15 protein-coding genes and 1 pseudogene are annotated in these 21,051 nt (G+C 74.3%); 12 read left to right on the forward strand and 4 right to left on the reverse strand.

The features are described from left to right. Window positions 1-9: 9 nt before the first annotated feature. From ACIQPT_RS24265 to ACIQPT_RS24275, 3 genes and pseudogenes are all read right to left on the reverse strand, one after another. Complete coding sequence (locus ACIQPT_RS24265; protein WP_401158375.1) at window positions 10-1,704, reverse strand: condensation domain-containing protein; 1,695 nt, start codon at window positions 1,702-1,704, stop codon at window positions 10-12. Further along, window positions 1,701-3,425 carry a carbamoyltransferase gene (locus tag ACIQPT_RS24270; RefSeq protein ID WP_401158377.1) on the reverse strand — a complete coding sequence of 575 codons (1,725 nt, stop codon included), beginning with the start codon at window positions 3,423-3,425 and terminating at the stop codon, window positions 1,701-1,703. The genes ACIQPT_RS24265 and ACIQPT_RS24270 overlap by 4 nt, the downstream gene beginning before the upstream one ends. 138 nt (window positions 3,426-3,563) lie before the next feature. After that, window positions 3,564-3,662: pseudogene (locus tag ACIQPT_RS24275) on the reverse strand (XRE family transcriptional regulator); the annotation flags it as partial. A gap of 890 nt (window positions 3,663-4,552) precedes the next feature. Between ACIQPT_RS24275 and ACIQPT_RS24280 the strand changes: the two are divergent. The 9 genes from ACIQPT_RS24280 to ACIQPT_RS24320 all read left to right on the forward strand — a co-directional run bounded on the left by ACIQPT_RS24280 (window position 4,553) and on the right by ACIQPT_RS24320 (window position 16,137). Continuing rightward, a complete protein-coding gene (locus tag ACIQPT_RS24280) occupies window positions 4,553-5,944 on the forward strand; it encodes a KamA family radical SAM protein (protein ID WP_401158378.1) in 1,392 nt (463 codons plus the stop codon). Window positions 5,945-5,964: 20 nt separating this feature from the next. Next, complete coding sequence (gene vioD, locus ACIQPT_RS24285; RefSeq protein WP_401158379.1) at window positions 5,965-7,134, forward strand: capreomycidine synthase; 1,170 nt, start codon at window positions 5,965-5,967, stop codon at window positions 7,132-7,134. Then, on the forward strand, window positions 7,131-8,954 hold the full coding sequence (locus ACIQPT_RS24290; protein ID WP_401158381.1) for an amino acid adenylation domain-containing protein: 1,824 nt from the start codon (window positions 7,131-7,133) through the stop codon (window positions 8,952-8,954). Before vioD ends, ACIQPT_RS24290 begins: the two co-directional genes overlap by 4 nt. 202 nt (window positions 8,955-9,156) lie before the next feature. Further along, window positions 9,157-10,191, forward strand: coding sequence for an arginine beta-hydroxylase, Fe(II)/alpha-ketoglutarate-dependent (gene vioC / locus ACIQPT_RS24295; protein ID WP_401158383.1), 1,035 nt, complete (start codon window positions 9,157-9,159; stop codon window positions 10,189-10,191). Between the two features lie 8 nt (window positions 10,192-10,199). Then, the gene (locus tag ACIQPT_RS24300; protein ID WP_401158385.1) at window positions 10,200-10,946 is read left to right on the forward strand and encodes a GNAT family N-acetyltransferase; all 747 of its coding nucleotides are present in this window, start codon (window positions 10,200-10,202) and stop codon (window positions 10,944-10,946) included. A gap of 122 nt (window positions 10,947-11,068) precedes the next feature. Next, complete coding sequence (locus ACIQPT_RS24305) at window positions 11,069-13,093, forward strand: NAD-dependent epimerase/dehydratase family protein (RefSeq protein ID WP_401158386.1); 2,025 nt, start codon at window positions 11,069-11,071, stop codon at window positions 13,091-13,093. After that, a complete protein-coding gene (locus ACIQPT_RS24310; RefSeq protein ID WP_401158388.1) occupies window positions 13,090-13,791 on the forward strand; it encodes a PIG-L deacetylase family protein in 702 nt (233 codons plus the stop codon). The genes ACIQPT_RS24305 and ACIQPT_RS24310 overlap by 4 nt, the downstream gene beginning before the upstream one ends. Continuing rightward, window positions 13,784-15,013, forward strand: a complete 1,230-nt coding sequence (locus tag ACIQPT_RS24315; protein WP_401158390.1) for an acetyl-CoA carboxylase biotin carboxylase subunit family protein — start codon at window positions 13,784-13,786, stop codon at window positions 15,011-15,013. The genes ACIQPT_RS24310 and ACIQPT_RS24315 overlap by 8 nt, the downstream gene beginning before the upstream one ends. A 44-nt stretch (window positions 15,014-15,057) precedes the next feature. Further along, a complete protein-coding gene (locus tag ACIQPT_RS24320; protein ID WP_401158392.1) occupies window positions 15,058-16,137 on the forward strand; it encodes a glycosyltransferase in 1,080 nt (359 codons plus the stop codon). On the opposite strand, the gene ACIQPT_RS24325 is transcribed toward ACIQPT_RS24320, so the two are convergent. Further along, window positions 16,102-17,691 carry a CocE/NonD family hydrolase gene (locus ACIQPT_RS24325; protein WP_401158394.1) on the reverse strand — a complete coding sequence of 530 codons (1,590 nt, stop codon included), beginning with the start codon at window positions 17,689-17,691 and terminating at the stop codon, window positions 16,102-16,104. The genes ACIQPT_RS24320 and ACIQPT_RS24325 overlap by 36 nt on opposite strands. Before the next feature lie 60 nt (window positions 17,692-17,751). Between ACIQPT_RS24325 and ACIQPT_RS24330 the strand changes: the two genes are divergently transcribed. The 3 genes from ACIQPT_RS24330 to ACIQPT_RS24340 are packed head-to-tail and all read left to right on the forward strand — an operon-like array spanning window position 17,752 to window position 21,043. Beyond that, on the forward strand, window positions 17,752-19,263 hold the full coding sequence (locus ACIQPT_RS24330; protein WP_401158396.1) for an AMP-binding protein: 1,512 nt from the start codon (window positions 17,752-17,754) through the stop codon (window positions 19,261-19,263). Further along, on the forward strand, window positions 19,260-20,189 hold the full coding sequence (locus tag ACIQPT_RS24335; protein ID WP_401158397.1) for a macrolide 2'-phosphotransferase: 930 nt from the start codon (window positions 19,260-19,262) through the stop codon (window positions 20,187-20,189). The genes ACIQPT_RS24330 and ACIQPT_RS24335 overlap by 4 nt, the downstream gene beginning before the upstream one ends. Next, window positions 20,186-21,043, forward strand: a complete 858-nt coding sequence (locus ACIQPT_RS24340; RefSeq protein WP_401158399.1) for an alpha/beta fold hydrolase — start codon at window positions 20,186-20,188, stop codon at window positions 21,041-21,043. Before ACIQPT_RS24335 ends, ACIQPT_RS24340 begins: the two co-directional genes overlap by 4 nt. The last annotated feature ends 8 nt before the right edge of the window (window positions 21,044-21,051 follow it).

Below are 21,051 nucleotides of genomic sequence, written 5' to 3' on the forward strand. Positions count from 1 at the left end.
GGCGCTTCGTCAGGTGGCGCCGGGCGTGGAGCCATTGGCCTCGCATGCCGCGAGGAGGGCGACCAGGGCCGTCCGGTGGCGGGCAGCGAGCCGGCGTACGGTCGTCCTGTCGTGCAGAGCCGTGGAGTACCACCACTCGACGCGGAGCACTCCGTCGTCGGTGGTGGCGATCACCTCGATGAGGTGGGGGCGCACCCAGTGCGGGGCGGTGATCTCCCCGGCCGGCTCGGGCGCCACATCCGTCAGGAGCCCGCCGAGCGGCAGTGCGTCCGCGTCGTCGCCCTCGAAGTCGAAGGAGATGTCGCTGGGCGGGGCGGAGCGCAGCGCGGCCGCGATCCGGGGGCGGCCGTGGCGGCCGAGCGCGCCGTGGCCCACTCCCCCGCCGGGCATCGCCGCGAGGTGGCCGACGGTCCGGGCGAGCCGCCCGGCCGGGGTGCCGGTGGCGAGGTCGAGCCGGACCGGGACGGTGGTGGTGAACCAGCCGGTGGTACGGGTCAGATGGCTGTCGCCCACGCTCTCCTCGCGCCCGTGCCGCAGGACGTCGACGCGGACGGCCGGCTCGTCGAGCCAGCCGGACAGCGCCTCGCCCAGGGCATGCAGGACGAGGTCGCCGGGGTGGGCGCGGTGGGCGCGGGCGGCCGCGTGGAGCCGGCCGGTCAGCTCCTCGGGCAGCTCCTCGCGGTGGGTGACGGCGGTGGCGGCGGTGTTCGCGGCCCGGGGGTCGGGGACGTCGTGGTCGACCGGGATGCCCGCGGGGGTGCGGACCACCTCCGTCCACCACTCCGCCTCGGCCTCCGCCTCGGGTGTCCGGGCGTGGTCCGCGAGGGCGCGGGCCCACTCCGGGTAGGAGGTGCCCTCGGCGCACCACACGTCCCGGCGGCCGGCGGCGAGCGCCTCGTACAGCTCCTGGAGGTCTTCGAGGAGGACGGACCAGGACACCATGTCGATCGCCAGCTGGTGGACGGCGACGAGCAGCCGGCCGGGCCGCTCCGGGCCCGCGTCGAACCGGATGAAGCGGGCCACCCGCCCGGTGCCGGGATCGAGAGCGCCCTGTTCGGCGGCGCAGCGCCGGGTGACCTCGGCCGACAGTTCCGCGTAGGAGAGCGTGGAGAGGTCGACGGTGTCCAGGATTCCGGCGAGGGCGTCGGCGGGGGGACCGTCGACCGTGACGGCGACGGCCCGCTGCCGGGGCCGCTTGGCCGGGGGCGCCTCGACGGCCAGGCGCAGGGAGGCGTGCCCGGCGACCAGGCGGCGTACGGCCTCCTCGAAGGCGTCCGGGGCGATGCCGGGCCGGGTGGTGAGGAGCAGCGCCTGGCTCCAGTGGCCCCGGTCGCCGGTCTGCTCCTCCCACGCCTGCTCCTGTGCCGGGGTGAGCACGACCGGGCCGTGCTCGGCGCCGGGCGGGACCGACTCGGGGGCGCCGCGCCGGGCAGCCCGTTCGGAGATCAGCGCGGCCAGCCGCTCCGTGGTCGTCTCCGGGCCGAACAGTTCGCGCAGTTGCAACCGCACGCCGAAGACGGCCTCGACGCGGCGGGCGGTGCGGATGAGGTCGAGGGAGTCCACGCCGAGGTCGCGCAGCGGGGCGACCGGGTCCGTCTCGGGGGTGAGCACCGCTTCCGCGATCCACTCCACGACCTTGGCGCGGATCTCGTCGGGCTCCGGTGCGCCGCTGACCGGGGTCTCCTCGTGGTACGGGGCGGTCATGCGCCCGCTCCCCCGGTGGGGCGGCGCACCAGGAACGGCCCGAGCGCCAGGGCGTCCAGCGGGACGCGGTGGAAGGTGGCGAGCGCGTCCTGCGGGCTGCACACGACCGGTTCGTCGCGGCCGTTGAAGGAGGTGTTGAGGACGACCGGGGTGCCGGTGTACTCGCCGACCGCGCCGATGAGCCGGTGGTAGAGCGGATCGACGGCGGCCGAGACGGTCTGCGGCCGGGTGGTGCGGTCGCGGTGGACCACGGCGGGCATGGCCTCGGCGCCCGCGTCGGTGACCGGGGTGGTGACGATCATGTACGGGAGCGGGGTGGTGGTCCCGATCAGGGACTCGGCCGCCTCCTCCCGCATGCTGGGGGCGAAGGGGCGCCACGCCTCGCGGTCCTTGATCCGGATGTTGACCCGGTCACGGGTGGACTCGGGGGCGGGCACGGCGACCATGCTGCGGTGGCCGAGCGCGCGGGGCCCGCCCTCGGCGCGGCCCTGGAACCATCCGGCGACGCCCCCGCGCGCCAGCACTCCGGCGGTCGCGGCGGCGATGTCCCCGGGCTCGGTGTAGGCGACGCCCGAGGCGTCGAGGACCTGGCGTATCCGCTCCGGGGTCCACTGCGGCCCCCAGGCGACGGAGCCGTTCATCGGCCGGATCCGGTCGCCGCCCTGGGCGGCGACCCAGACCGCCGCGCCGAGCGAGACCCCCTGGTCGCCCGCGAGGGGCTGGACGAAGAGGTCCTCGACCTCGGGCATCCGCATGAGCTTGCCGTTGAGAGTGGCGTTGAAGCCGACGCCGCCCGCGACCATGAGCGTGGTCTCGCCGGTCTCCCTCAGCAGCCCGCGCACCAGCCCCATGACCGCGCGTTCCAGGGCGGCCTGGGCGGTGGCGGCGAGGTCGCGGTAGTCGAAGGGGTCGTGGGCGGTGACGCGTGCGTAGCGGCCGGTGCGCGGGTCGAAGCGGCGCACGGAGCGGTTCGGGGCCTGCTGGAGGGTCTTCTCCAGGTGCGCCGTCCAGTGCCGGATGGTGGCGTCCTCCTCGTCGGTGCCACCGGTGGAGCGCAGGCCGGGGGGCACCACGCCGACCGTGAAGTCCTCGTCGGTGAAGCCGAGGGCACCGCCGAAGGTGAGGTCCTGGGGCGTGCCGTAGGAGGCGAGGCCCATCATCTTGCCCGCGGCGTCGGCGCCGAGCCCGGCGTACTCGCAGACGGCGGCGTAGAAGTACCCCAGCGACCAGCCCGGTGTGTACGACCGCAGGGTCTTGATCTCGCCGTCGACGGCGACGGCGAGCGTGGTGCTCTCGTTCTCGCCCTGGCCGTCCAGGACGAGGATGGCGCCCCGGTCGCGCCCGGAGAGGAGACAGGCGCTGGCCGCGTGGGCGAGGTGGTGGTCGACGAAGGTCAGCCGGGGGTCGCGGGAGCGGGGGAACAGCGCCTTGGGCAGCAGGTGTTCCAGCGCCTCGGCGTCGTCGGCGAACCAGTCGAGCCCGCGGTCCCGGAAGAGGGTGGGGAGGTCCCACCCATGAGCGACGACGTCTATGTCGTCCAGGGTGAGACCGCTCTCGGCGAGGCAGTGGGCCGCGGCGTGGAGGGGCGCCTGCCCGTAGGCGTGCTTGTCGCGGGTGAAGCGTTCCTCCTCGGCCAGGGCGATGACGTCTCCGTCCACGACGAGGCAGGCAGCACCGTCGTGGCTGGCCCCGGGCCAGCCGTTGACTCCGAGCACACGCATGGTCAGTCCCCAAAGGTCGGTCGGGATCGTTCGGCTGTGCCCCGGGCCCGAAGGCGCGCGGCATGCCGGTCACGCCGACCGATCCTGGCGGCCCGCCGGGTTGTACACGACCTGTGCCGTTGTGCGGAGATCCGCCGCGAAGATCGCGGAGGCCGCCTTGAGCACCTCGTTGGCCCGCCGCAGCTCCGCGACCTCGCCGCGCAGGCGGCGCAGCTCGTCGCGCTCGTCGGCGGTCAGCGCGTCCTCGCCGCGCCCCGCGGCCCGTGGGGCGGATGCGGCACGTGGGGCCGGCGGGCCGGACTCCTGGCGCGGGACACGCTCGTTGCCGTACGGATCGGAGTCGTACGGCTCCGATCCGTACGGTGCGACGGCGGGCCGGCCGGGGCGCGTGGGCTCTCTGGCCACCGGCTCCGTTTCGCGGCGGGCCTCGGACTGTTCGGCTTCCAGTTCCTCGCTGACATCGTGCCAGCGGCGCGCCCACGTCGGCACGTCGCCGCCACATGCGGCCACATAGGCGAGGGTCACCTTCAACGAGGGTTTGTGCAGTCCCCTGGCCGCTTCCGCGAGCGTCGCCACCGAGTAGTGGGCGCTCTTCGCCATGGCGCGATACGAAGGGTTCCCGGCCTTTCGGCGCAGCCCGCGCAGGTCATGCGCGAACGCCTCCAGCGGTCCGGCCGTGGGATCCAATAACCGCTCTGGCCTGGCCATATATCCCCCTGCTCATGGGTGGTGTCCCGAACGAAGCGCACATGCGTCGCCGAACCGCACAACCGTGGTCGGCGGTTGTACGGCCGGGCGGAGACTGCCGGGCCGACAGGAATCCTCCGCGCCGGATCTCTTGAATATTGGTACATGCCACCGACACACCGATCAAGCGACCGTCTGTCGGTTCCAGCCACTTCGGAAGGTGATCGTCCCGATTTCGGCGCACCGGCACGGTGCTGTGGCCGACGGCACGCCGACGCCTTCCGCTTCCGGCCCGACCGGGCGGAGTTGTACGGGTCTCTCGTATCAGGAGCCCCATACAACAACCCCCGCCAATCCTCCCTCGTGTACAACCTCGGCCCTCTGCAGGATCAGTGGTGACAGGCGACACGGCCGAACCGACGAGAACAGGTGGCGGGTTGGTGGACACAGCACGCAGCCAGACGGAGACCGCGGCACTGGAAGGCGCCTACGAGTACCGGAGCCGTCCGCTCGTGGAGCCGGACTGGCGACGTTTCCCGGGGTGGCGCGAGGTCACCGCGGCCGAGTGGGCGGACCCGCAGTGGCAGCGAGCGCACTGCGTGAAGGACGCCAAGGGGCTGCGCGCCGTCATGGGCACGCTGCTGGACGAGGGCTTCTACGCGGACCTGGAGCGCGACCGGCAGGAGCGCGCCACCATGTCGGTCCTGCTGCCGCCCCAGATGATCAACACCATGGCCCCGGAATCGGCGGGCGCCCGCCCGGGTGAGCTGACCAAGGCGTTCTACGACGACCCGGTGCGGCGCTACATGCTGCCGGTCCTCTCCGACCGGCACCCCGAGTGGCCCTCGCACCCGATGGCCGGCCGGGACTCGCTGCACGAACAGGACATGTGGGTGGTGGAGGGGCTGACGCACCGCTATCCCACGAAGGTGCTCGCCGAGCTGCTGTCGACGTGCCCCCAGTACTGCGGGCACTGCACGCGCATGGACCTGGTGGGCAACTCCACGCCCCAGGTGGCCAAGACGAAGCTCACGCTGAAACCGGCCGACCGGGCCGATCTCATCCTCACGCACCTGCGGTCCTCCCCCGGCATCCGGGACGTGGTGGTCTCCGGCGGCGACCTGGCGAACATGCCCTGGCCCCGGCTGGAGCGTTTCCTCGACCAGCTCCTGGACATCGACTCGATCCGGGACGTCCGGCTGGCCAGCAAGGGCCTGATCGGGCTGCCCCAGCACTGGCGCTCCGGCCCGATCCTGGAGGGCGTCGCGCGGGTCTCGGCGAAGGCCAGGGCCCGCGGGGCCCGGATCGCGCTGCACACCCACGCCAACGCGGCCCAGCAGGTGACGCCCTCGGTGGCGGACGCGGCCCGGGCGCTGCTCGACGCGGGGCTGCACGACGTACGGAACCAGGGCGTGCTGATGCGCGGGGTCAACGACAGCGCGCACGAGCTGCTCGACCTGTGCTTCGCGCTCGCCGACCACGCCGGCATCACGCCGTACTACTTCTACATGTGCGACATGATCCCGAACGCCGAGCACTGGCGGGTGCCACTGCACCGGGCTCAGCTGATCCAGCATCAGATCATGGGCTACCTCCCCGGGTTCGCCACCCCCCGCATCGTGTGCGACGTACCGATGGCCGGGAAGCGCTGGGTGGACCAGGCCGACTCCTACGACCGCGACCTCGGCGTCTCGCACTGGAGCAAGAGCTACCTCACCCCGCTGGAGGCGGCGGACCCCGAGGCCCGCACCGGCTCCTACCACTACTACGACCCCATCGACACGCTCCCGCTCTCCGGTCAGCGGTGGTGGCGGGACTCCCGCCAGGGATAGAAGGGACAGGTGCAACAGCCATGAGCAGCCCGCGTCCGCGGCACGAGGATCCTCCGGTGCTGGAGGAGTGGTACCGCCGCCATCTGGCCCCCGACATCCACGACATCAGCTCCAGCGGCGTCCATCCGTACTCCTTCGCCGAGATACGCGAACGGTGCGGCATCCGGGCCGAGGACCTGGACACCGTCGTGATGGACGACAGCGTCTCGCAGGGCGGGGCGGGCGTCCGGCAGGCGATCGCGGACCGCTACGCGGCGGGCGACGCCGACCGGGTGCTGGTCACCCACGGTTCCAGCGAGGCCATCGCGCTCACCCTGCACGCCCTGCTGCGCCCCGGCGACCGGGTGGTCGTGCAGGAGGGCATCTACCACTCGCTCGCCCACTACCCCTCGGCGGCGGGGTGCGAGACCGTCGGACTCCCGGCCTCCGCCGTGCGCGAGGGCGAGATCGACCCCGACGCGCTGGAGCGGCTGGTCACGCCGGGGACCCGGGCGGTGATCGTCAACTTCCCGCACAACCCCTCCGGGGCGACCCTCTCGCCCGAGGGCCTCCGGAAGCTGACCGAGCACGTCGAGGCGGCCGGCGCGACCCTGGTGTGGGACGCGGCGACCGCCGAGATCACCCACCGCTGGGAGGCCCTGCCGGACCCGGGCGCGGCGGGCGGGAACACCGTCTCGTACGGCACGTTCTCCAAGACCTTCGGCCTGCCCGGGCTCCGGGTGGGCTGGGCGGTGGCGCCGCCGGAGCTGATCCGGGCGTCCTTCCCGCTGCGCGACCGCACCACGCTCTTCCTCTCGCCGCTGGTGGAGCTGATCGCCGAGCGGGCCATGCGCCACGCGGACACGCTGATCGGCGCGCGGGCGGCCGAGGCCCGGCGGAACCTCGCCCGGCTGACCGACTGGGCGGCCGACCATGCCGATCTGGTGCGCTGCGCCCCGCCGGAGGGCGGGGTGTGCGCACTGCCCGTCTTCCGGGAGCTGGCGGACGCCGACGCTCCACCGGAGGCGGTGGAACGCTTCTGCCTGGAGCTGCTCGACCGGCACCGCACGCTGCTGGTGCCGGGCACCGCCTTCGGCGCGCCGCACGGCGCCCGGCTCGGGTTCGGCGGCCCCGAGGAGAGCTTCCGCGCCGGGCTCGCGGGCCTCTCGGCCTTCCTGCGCGAGCGCGCCGCCACCGGGGCCGCCCGATGACCGCCGCGACCGCACCCGACGTGCTCGCCCAGTGGGACCGCTCCGTCCGCGCGCACCCCGGGGCCCCCGCCCTGGTGGCCCCCCGCCGGGTGTGGACGTACGAGGCGGCGGACCGGCTGACCGACGCCTGGGCCGGCTCCCTGGCCGGGCGGGGCGCGGGCCCCGGCCGGCTGGTGGGCCTCGCCTTCCCCGACCCGGCCCGTACGGTCCTGGGCATGGTCGCCGCGCTCAAGGCGGGGGCCGGGTTCACCGTCCTGGACGACCGGCTGCCCGCCGCCGCACGCGCCGCGCTGGTGCGGCGCACCGACGCGGCCGTGTGCCTGGGCGACGGCGGGCACGCCCCGGACGGGGCGTACGTCCCCGTCGACCTGGACGCCGTACGTCCTCCGGTACGGCACCGGCCCGACGATCCGGCCTACGTCCTGTTCACCTCCGGCTCCACCGGGGAGCCCAAGGGCACGGTCGTGGAGCGCGACGCGCTCGGCCGGTTCGCCGCCGGGGTCGCCGAACGGCTGGAGCTGACGTCCGGGGACCGCTGGCTCCAGGTGGCCTCGCTCGGCTTCGACGTCGTCATCGAGGAGGTCTTCCCCGCCCTCGCCGTGGGCGCGGCGGTGGTGTGCCGGGCCGACACCCGGGCGCTGGACGCGGAGGAGCTGCACACCACGATGGCCCGGACCCGGACCACCGTGGTGGAGCTGTCCACGCAGTACTGGCTGGAGTACGCGCGGTGGCTGACCACCGCCGACCTGACGACCCCGCCGGAGCTGCGCACGGTGGTGGTCGGCGGCGAGCGGATGGACCCGGCTCCCTACCGTGCGTGGCAGGCCCGTCAGCCGGCCGCCCTGGCCCATGTCTACGGGCTCACCGAGTGCACCGTCAGCTCGGCCTTCTACACCGGGCTCCTCCCCGAGGGGGCCGAGGAGGTCCCGCTCGGCACACCGCTGCGGGACGTGGAGATCAGCGTCCGGCAGGACGGGCACCCGGTGCCGGACGGCGAGACGGGCGAGATCCACATCGGCGGACCGCTGCTGGCCCGGGGCTTCCTCGGCGACGAGGCCGCCACCGCCCGCCGGTTCGTCCCCGACCCTTCGGCCTCCGTTCCCGGCGCACGCGTGTACGTCACGGGCGACCTGGGACGGATCGACGCCGACGGCCACCTGGTGTTCCTCGGCCGGGTCGACGACCAGGTGAAGATCCGGGGCCACCGGCTGGAGCCGGCCCGGGTGGAGCGCGCCCTGTGCGAGAACCCGGAGGTGGACCAGGCCGTGGTCTTCCCCGACCCGGAGACCGGGACCGCGCTGTGGGCGTTCACCGTCCCGGCCGACCCGCGCCGCGCCCCGCTCCCCGGAACGGCGGTCCGCCCGGCGACGGACGAACGGGACGCGTTGGTACGGCCGTTGGCGCGGGCGCTGCCGGAGTGGGCCGTGCCCCGGGTGCACTACCGGGTGGCCGTCCTGCCGAAGAACCCGCACGGCAAGATCGACAAGAGGCTGCTCGCCGCCTGGGCGGCGGACGCGGACCGTACGGCCCCGGCGGGCGGGGCGGGGCCGTGCCCCACCGGGGCCACGCCCGTGCCGACGGACGAGCCCCTGGCCACCGTCCTGACCGCCTTCCGCGAGGTCCTGGGGGCGCCCGGGCTCGGCCCCGACGACGACTTCTTCGCCCACGGCGGGCAGTCCCTGCTGGCCATGCGGCTGCTCGCCCGGCTGCGGGACTCCTTCCCGGCGGCGGAGGGGCTGCGGGCGAGCGCGCTGTTCGCCTCTCCGACGCCCCGGCTGACGGCGGCGGCGCTCGACGAGCGGAAGAGCGCCCGCACCTGACCGCCCGCACCTGACCACCCGGCCCCGAACAGTCCGCGCACCTCAGGCCCCGCCCGAACACCCCGTACGGGAGCGGCTCCGCCCGGCGCCCGGCTCCGTAACGCACCGCTTCGGCGCCCCAACGCACCACCCCGAGGGCCCACGGCCCGGCTCCGGCCATCCGTGGGCAGCACCCCTTCCCGACCCCTTAGCGAGAGTTGGCATGTCGAACCTCACCGACCCGTCCACGCCCGGCTACACCCTGACGCCCGAAGAGGCCGCCGCGACCGCGGAGCTCAGCATCCACCTGGCCTCCGCCTACCCGTCCTTCGACGATCCCGAGCTGCTGCGGGACCTGCCGCGGCTCGCCGCGTCGCTGCCGCCGGGCGCGCAGCGGTTCCTCCGCGAGTTCCAGCTCTCCGACCGCCGCGGCCACGCGGTGATCCGCGGGCACGTCTTCGACCAGGACCGCATAGGCCCGACGCCCGAGCACTGGCGCGGGCGCGACCGGCCGGGGCCGGAGTTCCCCGAGGAGCTGCTGCTCATGCTCTACGGGGCCCTGCTCGGCGAGCCGTTCGGCTGGGCCACCCAGCAGAACGGTCACCTCGTCCACGACATCTTCCCGATCCGCCGGCACGAGAACGACCAGCTCGGCATGGGCAGCGCGGAGTTGCTGACCTGGCACACCGAGGACGCGTTCCACCCGTACCGCAGCGACTATCTGATCCTCGGGGCGCTGCGCAACCCCGACCGCGTCCCCACCACCGTCGGCGAGCTGGACCTCTCCTCGCTCTCGGCCGAGGACGTCGGCATCCTCTTCGAGCCGCGGTTCCACATCGCCCCGGACGAGTCCCATCTGCCGAAGAACAACACGATCACCACCGAGGAGGAGGCGGCCCGGTTCGCCACCATCCAGCGGATGATCGACGAGCGGCCCCTCGTACCCCTGCTCTACGGCTCGCGCCTCGACCCGTACATGCGGCTCGACCCGTACTTCACCTCCGTCCCCGAGGACGACACCGACGCCCGGCGCGCCTACGACGCGCTGTTCAAGGTGGTCGACGCCGGCATGCGGGAGGTGGTCGCGGACGAGGGCGACGTGCTTTTCATCGACAACCACCGTGCCGTACACGGGAGGCTGCCGTTCCGGGCGCGCTACGACGGTACCGACCGCTGGCTCAAGCGGGTGTGCGTCACCGCCGATCTGCGGCGTTCCCGCGAGATGCGGGCGACGACCGAGACCCGGCTGCTCGGCTGAGCGCCCCGGTGGACCTCGCTCTCACCGACCTCGCCCGGGACCCGTGGCTGCTGCCGCAGCTGGACGCCCTGGTCGGCGCCAACATGCCCGCGTTCATGAGCTGGGAGTCTCCCGGCAACTGGCGCTGGCACGGGATGTACGACCGCTATCCGGCCCACCAGCTCTGTCTGGTGGGCCGGGACGGGCGGCTGGTGGCCGCGGCCAACGGACTGCCGGTCCGGTGGGACGGCACCGCCTCGTCGCTGCCCTCGGGCAGCGACGAGGTGCTGGTGGAGGCCGTCGACCACGGCCCCCCGGCCCGCCCCGACGCGCTGTGCATGCTCTCGGTCTCCGTCGCACCCGCGCACCGGGCGGCCGGGCACGCCGAACGGCTGCTCACCGAGGCCCGCCACCGGGCCGTCGAGCACGGTCCGCGCGGCGTGATCATTCCGGTCCGGCCCACCCGCAAGCCGCGCTACCCGCTGATCCCGATCGAGACGTACGCCGCCTGGCGCGGCCCGGACGGCCACTGCTTCGACCCCTGGCTGCGTACCCACTTCGAGCTCGGCGCCCGCCAACTCGGCATCGCCAAAAGCTCCCTGGTGATCCGTCAGCCGGTCCAGCGGTGGGAGGCGGAGCTGGGCCACCCGCTCCCCGGTCCTGGCGACCACCCGCTGCCCGGCGGGCTGGTGCCGCTGCGGGTCGGCGATGACGGCCACGGGACGTACACCGAGCCGAACGTCTGGGTCCACCACACGGCCGCCCCGGGACCCTGACCGGCCCGAAGCCCGGACCGCCCCGTGCCCGGCCCCGTAACACCAACGCCACCGCGCGACGCCCCCGCACCTCCGCGCCCGCGTACCCCCGCACCCCCGTACCCCGACACCTTGGAGACACCGTGACCACCCCCGTACGCCTCGCCATCGTCGGCTGTGGCGCAGCCGCCCGCGGCTGCCACATCCCGGCGCTCCCCGCGCTGAAGGGAGACGTGCGGCTCACCGCGCTCGTCGACCGCGACCCCGGGCAGGCCCGGGCCGCCCTCGCCCTCTACCGCGAGCTGGGCGGCGCCGACGCCGACGACGTGGTGATCGCCACCGACCCGTCCGAGGCCGCCGACGCCTTCGACGCCGCCGTGGTCGTCGTCCCGCACACCCTCCACGCCCGGACCGTGGAGGGGCTGCTCGACGCGGGCAAGCACGTCCTGCTGGAGAAGCCGATGACGACCTCGGTCGAGGACGCGCGGCGGCTGGCCGCCCGCGCCGCGGACCCCGCGTCGCCGGTCCTCGCGATGGCCCATCCGCGCCGCCTGTTCCCGGCCTACGCCTGGGTCAAGCGCCTCATCGACGCGGGCGACCTCGGCGAGGTCGTACGCGTGGACTGGTCCGAGGGCCACCCGTACGCCTGGGAGCCGGTCTCCTGGTCGATGTTCGACCGGAAGCTCGCCGGCGGCGGTGTGCTCACCGACACCGGCTCGCATGTCTTCGACACCCTGCTGTGGTGGCTCGGCCCCCACGTCGAGGTGGTCCGCCACCAGGACAACGCGCTGGGCGGGGTCGAGACGGACTCCCGTGTCCACCTGCGCTTCGGCGCGGTCGACGTGCACGCCGACTTCAGCCGTCTGCGCGACCTCGGCATCACGTGCACCGTCACGGGCACCCGCGCCCGCGTCACCATCGGCACCGACTTCCCCGCCGGGGAGTGCGTGCTGACCACGGCGGACGGCGAGGAGCTGCACCGGGGCGACGTCGAGGCCGTCGCCCCCGCGCAGGGCGAGTGGGAGGCCCTCTTCACCGAGCAGCTCGCCAACTTCGCTGCCGCCACCCGTGGTTCGGCCACCGTGCACTCCGGCGCCGAGGACGGCGTCCGGGTCGTGGAGCTGATCCAGGAGTGCTACGAGGGTCCCGCGCGCGAGCGGACGCCGCAGCCCTGGACCACCCGCGGCACCGGGGGCGTACCCGCACTCGACGGCAGCACGGTCGCGGTGACCGGCGCGGGCGGCTTCATCGGGGGCCGGCTGGTCGAGCGGCTGATCCTGGGCAGCCGGGCGAAGGTCCGGCCGGTTGTCCGCGGCTTCGGCCGGGTCGCACGGCTGTCGGTGCTGCCGCAGGACCAGCTCGACTTCCGGCGGGCCGACCTGACGGACGCCGCAGCGCTGCGGGCCGCTTTCGAAGGGTGCGACACCGTCGTGCACACCGCCTTCGGCAGCTCCGGCGATGAGGCCGAACGCTGGGCGGCATCGGTCGACGGCACCGCCCGCGTCCTGGCCGCGGCGCGCGCCGCGGGGGTCCGCCGGGTGGTGCACCTGAGCACGATCGACGTGTACGACCCCACCGCCTCCGGCGATCTGACGGAGGAGTCCCCGGCCCGCCCGGCCGACCCCGCCGACCGTGAGTACGAGCAGCAGAAGCTCGCCGCCGAGCAGCTGGTGCTGGACGCCCATGGACCGGACCTGGAGACCGTCGTGCTCCAGCCGGGCGTGGTCTACGGCCCTTGGGGCGGACAGTGGACCATCACCCAACTGCGGCGACCCGAGAGCGACTTCGCGGTGCTCCCGTCCGGCGACGGCGGTGGCGTGTGCAACGCCGTGCACGTCGACGACCTCGTGGACGCGGTGCTGCTGGCCGTCGACGCCCCCGCCGCGGCCGGTGAACGCTTCCTCGTCGGCCACGACGAGGAACTGCGCTGGGGCGCCTTCTTCGACGCGATCCGCTCCCTGCGCGGCCCGGCGGAGCAGGCGGCCGACCAGGCCGGCGAGCCGGTTCCGGACTGGGAGCTGGACCTGTACCGCTCCCGGGCCCGGGCCCGTTACGACAAGGCCCACCGGCTGCTCGGCTTCCGGGCCCGCACCTCGTTCGCGGAAGGTGTCGCGGCGACCGACCTGTGGGCCGCATGGGCCGGGGAGATCGCGGAGGCGGGGGCATGACCGGCGTCCGTGACGTCCTGGTGGTGGCCCCGCACCCCGACGACGACGTCATCGGGTGCGGCGGCTCCATCGCCAAGCACGTCCTGGGCGGCGCCCGGGTGACGGTGGTCGTGGTCATCGGGCGCGAGCGCAGCGCCCTGGATGACGGGGTCAACGACGCGGACTTCGCCGCGGAGACGGCGGCCGCCGCCAAGGCCATGGGGGTGCACCGCTGCATCCGTCTCGACGAGCCGTCCCGGGATTTCGCGCTCTCCCGCCGGGTCCATCTGGAGCTGGTCCGGGTGCTGCGCGAGGTCCGGCCGCAGGTGATCTACCTGCCGCACGATGACGACGACGACGTGGAGCACCGGATGGTGCACCAACTGGCCACCGAGGCGCTGTGGATGGCGGGGTCGGAGTTCTTCCACGAGACGGGCGGGGAGCCGATGCCCGCGCCCCGGCTGGTCCTCGGCTACGAGGTGTGGGCGCCGATGTCCCGGTTCCAGTACGCCGAGGACATCGACGGCCAGATCGAGACCAAGGTCGAGGCGATGCGGGCGTACGCCTCGCAGTTGCGCCACGCCGCCTGGGACGAGGGCATCCGGGGGCTGGCCCGCTACCGGGGCGTGCTGGCCTCCGGCTCCGGCCATGCGGAGGTCTTCCAGGTGCTGAGTCTGCGCGCCCCGGTGGCTCCCGCCCCCGGAGGTGGCCGTGACTGACCGCATCCTGGTCTGCGGGCTCGGCTCGGGGATGGACCGGTCGCTCGCCGAACTGCGTTCTCCGAAGCTGGAGTTGGTGGTGGCCACCGACACCCCCGGGGACCGGGCCCGGGCGGCCGCGGACACCCTGGTGCTCTGCGACCCCTACGACACCACGGCCGTGCTCGCGGCGCTCTCGGCGGCCGGGATCGACCGGCTGGACGGGGTCTTCTCGCTGGGCGCCGACAACCCTCCGGTGATCAGCGCGGTGGCGCACCGGTTCGGCTGCCCGGGGCTGCCGCTGGAGACCACGCTGAACTGCACGCTCAAGGACCGGAGGCTGGAGATCCTGCGCCGGGCCGGGCTGGACCTGCCCCGCTTCGCGACGGCCGCGAGCGTGGCGGAGACGGTACGGGCTGTCGCGGAGATCGGGCTGCCGGTCGTGCTCAAGCCCTCCGACCGGACCGGTTCGCTGGGCGTGATGAAGGTGGAGTCGGCCGAGCAGATACGCCCCCGGGCCGCCGAGGCGCTCCGGGCCGGCGGCGGCCGGATCGTCGTGGAGGAGTTCCTGCGCGGTACAGAGCACACCCTGGCGGGCTTCATGGTCGACGGCGCGCTGCACCGGTTCGGTTTCGCCGACCGGGAGTACGGGCGCAAGGAGGAGTTCGCCCCGTACTTCTTCGAGGGCGGTGACACGCTGCCCAGCCGGCTCACCGCCGAGCAGATCGACGAGGTCACCGAGACGGTCCGGCGCGGGGCGCGGGCCCTGCGGCTGGACCCGGCGGTGATCAACACCGACATCCTGCGCACCCACGACGGGCGGGTGGTGCTCCTGGAGATCACCTGCCGGATCACCGGCGCCCGGATCGCCACCGAGGTGATGCGGCTGGCGACCGGGGTGGACCCGCTGCCCAACGTGGTGCGCCTGGCACTCGGCCGCCCGCTGGACCCGGCCGAGCTGGAGCCGACGCGGGACCGGGCGGTCGTCCAGCGGTTCCAGCCCGCCGACGGCGGGGTCGTCGAGTGGGTGGGCGACCCCAGGGACGTGACCCGCCGGGCGGGGGTGCACGACGTGTTCTGGGGCATGGAGCTGGCCCCCGGCACGGTCGTACCGCCCTACCGGGGCGGGGCCGACGCCCTGGCCGGTGTGATCGCCCACGCCGACGACGTGGCCGCGGCCGAGGCCGTCGCGGCGCGCACCCTGCGCGCGCTGCCCCTGCGGTTCAAGGACGCGGCCGGATGACCGCCGCCGGGGCCCCTCCCACCACGACGACAAGGAAGAACAGGATGGCCACCGACCCCATGGACGAGGCCGCGGTCGACCGGGGCATCGCCCGGACCGCGGTGGTGATCGCGCTCCGCGACGACCTGCGGATCGCGGACTGCATCGCCTCGATCGACGAGGACGTGGAGATCGTCCTCGCGCTCAACGGGCCCAGCGACGCGGTCCTCAAGCTGATCGCGGACCACCCGAGGGCGCTGACGGTGACCGAGATCGAGGATGTCGGCAACCTCGGCGCGGCCTACAACGCGGGGGCCGCCGCCACCGACCGGCAGTACCTGCTGCTGATGGACTCCGACTGCACCTTCGCCCCCGGCGTGGTGCGGTCCATGGTCCGCTCCGTACTCACCGAGCCGGTGGTCAAGGGACAGGTGGTGTACGGGGAGTCGGCGGGGCTGCTGAGCCGGCTCACCGCCCGGGTGCGGGAGTTCGACGAGGGCGACTACGTCAGCGCGCTCTCGCCGCCGCTGATCTACAACCGGGCGATCGTGGACCACATCGGCGGCTACCACTTCGACGAGCTGATCCACTGGTGCGAGGACCGGGAGTTCGACTTCCGGCTCCAGCTCGCCGGGATTCCGGTGACGTATCTGCCCGAGGCCCGGATCTTCCACGACGCCCAGCACGGCTTCGCCAACATGCGCAGCTACTTCCGCTACGGCGTCGGGGAGGGCGTCGCGCAGGAGACCGGGGTGTTCACGACCCCGGCGATCCCGGTGGTGTGGCGGCTGTTCGAGGCGGCACGGACCCTGGTGCACTGCGCCCGGGACAAGGGCCCGGGCGCGGCGGCGTACTACGCGCTGCTGAAGGCGGCCTTCCACACCGGCACCGCGCACCATCTGCTCAACGACCCCTACCGGGTGCGGGACCGCTATCCGGCCTCGGCCAAGCGGGCCCGGATGGTGCGCTCCATCCCGCAGCACAGCACCCGGCTGACCGGTCCGCAGCAGCGGCGGCTGCGGCGGGCGCACTGGGAGGCGGGCCGGCGGATCGAGCGGGTGCGTGACCTGTCGGTCTTCCACCCGGACGCCGCCGGCCCGGAGGCGTCCTCAGCCGTCGGCGAGGCGCGGCAGCAGCAGGCGTGAGCGGTGGTCGCCGCCGTAGTGGACCGTGTGGTGCGCGACCACCGGGGGGTGCACGTCGAAGCGCGGCGCGTTGCTCGCCGCGATCTCCAGGCGGACCCGGTGGCCGGGGCGGAAGACGTGCCCGACGGCGCCCGTACGGACGGTGACCTCGACCGGCCCGCCGTCCCCGGGCGCCGCCCCGGCCGCCAGCCGGTGGACGCCGTCGCAGAGCAGTTCGGCCCGGCCGTCCGGGTCGACGTCGACGAGCTTGCCGGTGATGTCGGCGCCCGCCGCGTCCGGGGTGACGAAGACCGTCAGGGCGGTGTCGCCGACGACGGTCAGCGGGGCGGTGAGCGGGGGGCCGGTGAAGCAGAGGACGTCGGCGCGCCGCTCGACCTCGCGCTGGTCGAGCGGTCCGCAGTCGCCGCCGGTGAACTGGCCGGGCAGCGCGGTGGCCCCGCCCGTGGTGGGCACGGGGTCGGCCGGGTCGTGGCGGAGGGGGCGGCTTCCGGGCTCCGCCGGGCCGGGTCCGGGCACGAGCGCCTGCCCGTCCAGGTGGAGGGCGTACTCCTCGGTCCCGGGGACGGGCCAGTCGGGGAAGGAGCGCCAGGTGTCGGAGCCGGTGAGAAAGAGACGTACGGGGTCCTGTTCCGTACGGGGCTCCCGCCCGCGCAGATGGCGGTCGAAATGGTCCAGGTGGAGTCGGGTGACGTCGAGATGCTGTTCGTCGGCGGAAATTCCATAGCGCCGCTGCGGGAATATCCCGCCGGTGACGCAATGGGACCAGGGGCCGACCACGAGACGCGATTCCACGCCCTGTTCGCGCATTCCCCGGTAATTCTCCAGGGCCCCGGCGAGAAAGATGTCGTACCAGCCCGTCAGATGGAGGGCGGGGGCCTGGATCGCGGGATACGACTCGCGGGGTGCGACCCGGCGCCAGTACGGGGCATCCGTGGGGGTGTCGCGCCACCGCCGGTAGTACGGGGCGAGCCGGTCGAGGAGGCCGTCGGCGGCCCCCGGGTCCCGGTAGAGGTCGTCGATCCGGTCCACCGCCTCCTCGATCCCGGCGCGTTCGGCGCCGGTCAGCCCGGCCCCGTCGAGCAGCAGATCGCCGAGGACCCAGTGGAGGAGGAAGCCGAGCTGGAGGGCGCCGCCCTGACGGGTCCACCCCTCGTCGAAGCGGGACGCGGCCACGTGCGGGGCGAGAGCCCGCAGGCCCGGGGGCCGTTCGGCGGCGGCGAGCAGCGCGGCCATGGCCTCGTAGGAGCGGCCGAACATCCCCGCCGTGCCGTCGCACCACGGCTGCCGTACCGCCCAGGCGACGGTGTCGGCGCCGTCGGCCGCCTCGTTCACGTACGGCTCGAAGACACCGCCCGACCCGAACCGCCCCCGCACGTCCTGCACCAGCAGGGCGTACCCCTCGCGCACCAGCCGCAGCCCGTCGACGGAGGCCCCGCCCGGCCTGCCCGACGTCCCGTAGGGGGTGCGCCGGACGAGCACCGGGACGGGCCCCGGGATATCCGGGCGATAGAGGTCTCCATTCAATAAACAGCCGTCCCGCGCGGGTATTTTCACATCACATTCCATCACCATACGCATGAGCCCCAGTATTCCATCACGGCAAGGGAATTCACCATGCAGTCCGCCGAAGTCTCCTTTCTTGAACCGTTCTTCAAAATGGCGCGCGACGATCCGGACCGCCCTGCCGTCGTCGACAACGGACTCGTCGTCGGATACGGCGCCCTGGCCGGCTGGGCGCGGTCGGTGGCCCGGTCCGTCGCCCCGCGCACGGCGGAGCCGCAGCCGCCCGTGGGCATCGTCACGCACCACTCGGCCCGTGATGTGGCGGCGATCCTCGGGGTGCTGGCGGCCGGCCGGGCGTACGTTCCGCTGGAGGCAGGCCACCCCGAGGCCCGGCTGGAGGCGATCCTGACCCGGCTCGGCTGCCGGGAAGCGGTGGCGACCGCCGATTCCGGCTGGCAGCCTCCGGTGGAGAGCGTGATCCGTCCCCGCTGGGCGCTCACGGACGCGCCGCCCGCCGCCGGGGACGGGCTGCCCGTGGCGCCCGGACCCGAGGACCCGGCGTACGTCCTGTTCACCTCCGGCTCGACCGGTGACCCCAAGGGCGTCGTGGTCCCGCACCGGGCCCCGGCGGCGGTCGTGCCGACGCTGCGCACCCTGTACGGCGTCGGTCCGGACGCGTGCGTGCTGCACTTCCACGGCGCGGGCGGCGACACCAGCCTGGAGGAGATCCTGCCGGCCCTGACCGGTGGCGCCACCCTCGTCCTGGACGACGCGGCCCGGGAGGGGTTCGGGCGGGTCGTGGAGGAGCAGGGGGTCTCGGTCGCGGTGCTGCCGACCGGGTTCTGGAACACCCTGACCGGCGACCTGCTCCACCAGGGCGCCCGGCTTCCCGCGTCGCTGCGGACGGTGGTGATCGGGGGGGAGGCGGTCCGCGCGGACATGCTGGAGCGCTGGCGGCTGCTGGGCGCCGACGACGTACGGCTGCTCAACACCTACGGCTCCACCGAGACCGCGCTCGTCACCCACGCGGTCCTCCTCGCCGGGCCGGGCGCTCCCCCGCCGCCGGAGACCGGCGGCGACCCGCCCATCGGCCACCCGCTGCCACACGTCGGCCAACAGGTCGGCCAGGACGGCGAGTTGTACGTCTCCGGCCCGAACCTGGCGCTCGGCTACCACCGCGCGCCGGAGACGACCGCGGCCCGCTTCATGGAGAAGGACGGCCTCCGCTGGTACCGCACCGGCGACCTGGTGGAGGCGGCCGGGGACGGTGCGCTGGTGTTCCGGGGCCGCTCGGACCACCAGGTCAAGATCCGGGGCCACCGGGTGGACCTGCTCGACGTGGAGGAGCTGATCGGGCGCTGCGAGGGGGTGGCGGCGGTGGCCGCGTGCCGTGTGGAGCGGGCAGGGCACAGCACGCTGGCCGCCTTCGTCGTCCCGCTGCCGGACCACGGTCCGGGCGAGATCGCGGCGGGCGTCCGCGCGCGGCTGGCGCGGACCGCTCCCCCGCACCTGGTGCCGAGCCTGATCGTGCCGGTGGGGGAGCTGGAGCGGACCCACACCGGCAAGGTGGACCGCGACGCGACCCGGGACCGGCACCTGGACACCTCGGCGGCCCCCCGATGAGCGCCCCGCACGGCGGGGCCGGGTCCCGTGAGCTGATCGCGTACGCCTCGGGGGAGCTGGGGATCGAACTCGACCCGGCGTCGGCGCGGTCCGACGACTCGGGCTGGGACTTCCGGGTCACCCACGCCCGCGCCGCCGACGGCACCCCGTGGATCCTGCGGCAGCCCCGAAGGACCGACGTCTCGGAGCGACTCGACGTCGAGGGCGCTGTCCTGGCCGCCGTGCGCGACCGGGTCCCGGTGCCCGTGCCGGACTGGCGGCTGCACACCCCCGGGCTGGTCGCCTATCCGAGCCTCCCCGGCGAGGCGGCGGGGCAGGAGGACCCCGTCACGCTGGTCTACGGCTGGTCGATGGACCCGCTGGCCCACCCGGACCGCTATCTGGAGCCGCTGGCACGCTCGTTGGCGGCGGTGCACTCCCTGCCCCCCGACGGCCCGTGGAACACCGCGGGCCGCCCGCCGGCCACCCCGGAGACCGTACGCGCCGAGATCGCGGCGAAGCTCGACCGCGCGCACACCGAACTCGGCCTGAGCCAGGCCCGGCTGGCCCGCTGGCAGCGGTGGGTGGGCGACGACCGGATGTGGCCCGGGCAACTGACCCTCGTGCACGGGGACATCCACCCCGGGCACACGCTCGTGACCCGGCCGCGGCACGGAGCACCGGCCCTGTCGGGCCTGCTGGACTGGGCGAACGCGGGCGCCGGGGACCCGGCGGCCGACTTCGCCGACATGCTCTACGCCGGGGGCGAGCCCGTTCTCGACGGCCTGCTGGACGCCTACCGGGCGGCGGGCGGCGAGGTCCGCGACAGCCTGCGCGCGCACGTCCTGGCCCGGGCCTCGTTCCTGTGGATCCATGTGGCGCTGCGCGGCCTGGACACCGGGCGCCCGGCGTGGGTCGAGCTCGCCCTGTCGAGGGTCGCCCGGTGACCGGCGCGAGCGGCGCGGCCGGCACCGGCCGTTGGGGCGCCCGACGGGCCGTACGGGAGACGGGGACGACGCCCGGCGGGACGCCGTACGCCCTGCACGGCTCCGGGGAGCCCGTCGTCCTCGTGGCGGGCGCGGGCGGCACGGGCGGGATCTGGGAGCACCACACCGTCCCGGCCCTGACGGCCGCGGGCCGCCTCGCCGTCACTTTCGACCACGAGGCGGCCGACGGCACAGAACTCGCCCACACCATAAGCGAATTGCTCACCTCTTTGGAGCTGACGTCCTGCCCGCTCGTCGGCCACTCCCTCGGCGCGCTCGCGGTCCAGGAGCTGCTGCTGTCCGATCCGCGTCCGGCGGGCGGGGCGGTACTCGTCGCGACCCGGGGCCGTCCCGACCCGGCCGGCGAGGCGCTGGCCCGGGCCGAGGACGCCTGCGCCCGGGCGGGCATCCGGCTTCCGCCGGAGTACGAGGCGTCCGTCCGGCTGGCGCAGAACCTCTCGCCGCGGACCCTGGCGGACGACCGGGCGGTCACGGAATGGCTGGACATCTTCGAACTGGCCGCGCTCACCGGAGAATCGGCAGCCCGGCCCCCGCGTCGATCCGTCCCGAACCGGCTGGCCGAACTCGGCCGGATCACCACCCCCCTGCTGGTGGTCGGCTTCGCCGACGACGTCCTGGCACCCGCCCCGCTCGGGCGCGAGGTGGCCCGGGCGGTGCCCGGCGCCCGGTACGCGGAGCTGGCGGACACCGGCCATCTCGGCTTCCTGGAGCGGCCCGACGCCTTCCACACCGTCCTGCTGGACTTCCTCGCCACCCTGTCCCCGACCGAACCCGGAGCTCCTTGTGCCCCTTGATCCCCCTG

It is taken from the genome of Streptomyces sp. NPDC091289, assembly GCF_044757365.1.
In the GTDB taxonomy this organism is placed as follows: domain Bacteria; phylum Actinomycetota; class Actinomycetes; order Streptomycetales; family Streptomycetaceae; genus Streptomyces.

Coding starts and splice junctions, on each gene's coding strand:
- vioD (WP_401158379.1), top strand. CDS start 5,965: ATGAGCAGCCCGCGTCCGCGGCACGAGGATCCTCCGGTGCTGGAGGAG.
- ACIQPT_RS24330 (WP_401158396.1), top strand. CDS start 17,752: ATGCAGTCCGCCGAAGTCTCCTTTCTTGAACCGTTCTTCAAAATGGCG.
- ACIQPT_RS24320 (WP_401158392.1), top strand. CDS start 15,058: ATGGCCACCGACCCCATGGACGAGGCCGCGGTCGACCGGGGCATCGCC.
- vioC (WP_401158383.1), top strand. CDS start 9,157: ATGTCGAACCTCACCGACCCGTCCACGCCCGGCTACACCCTGACGCCC.
- ACIQPT_RS24270 (WP_401158377.1), bottom strand. CDS start 3,425: ATGCGTGTGCTCGGAGTCAACGGCTGGCCCGGGGCCAGCCACGACGGT.
- ACIQPT_RS24290 (WP_401158381.1), top strand. CDS start 7,131: ATGACCGCCGCGACCGCACCCGACGTGCTCGCCCAGTGGGACCGCTCC.
- ACIQPT_RS24335 (WP_401158397.1), top strand. CDS start 19,260: ATGAGCGCCCCGCACGGCGGGGCCGGGTCCCGTGAGCTGATCGCGTAC.
- ACIQPT_RS24265 (WP_401158375.1), bottom strand. CDS start 1,704: ATGACCGCCCCGTACCACGAGGAGACCCCGGTCAGCGGCGCACCGGAG.
- ACIQPT_RS24310 (WP_401158388.1), top strand. CDS start 13,090: ATGACCGGCGTCCGTGACGTCCTGGTGGTGGCCCCGCACCCCGACGAC.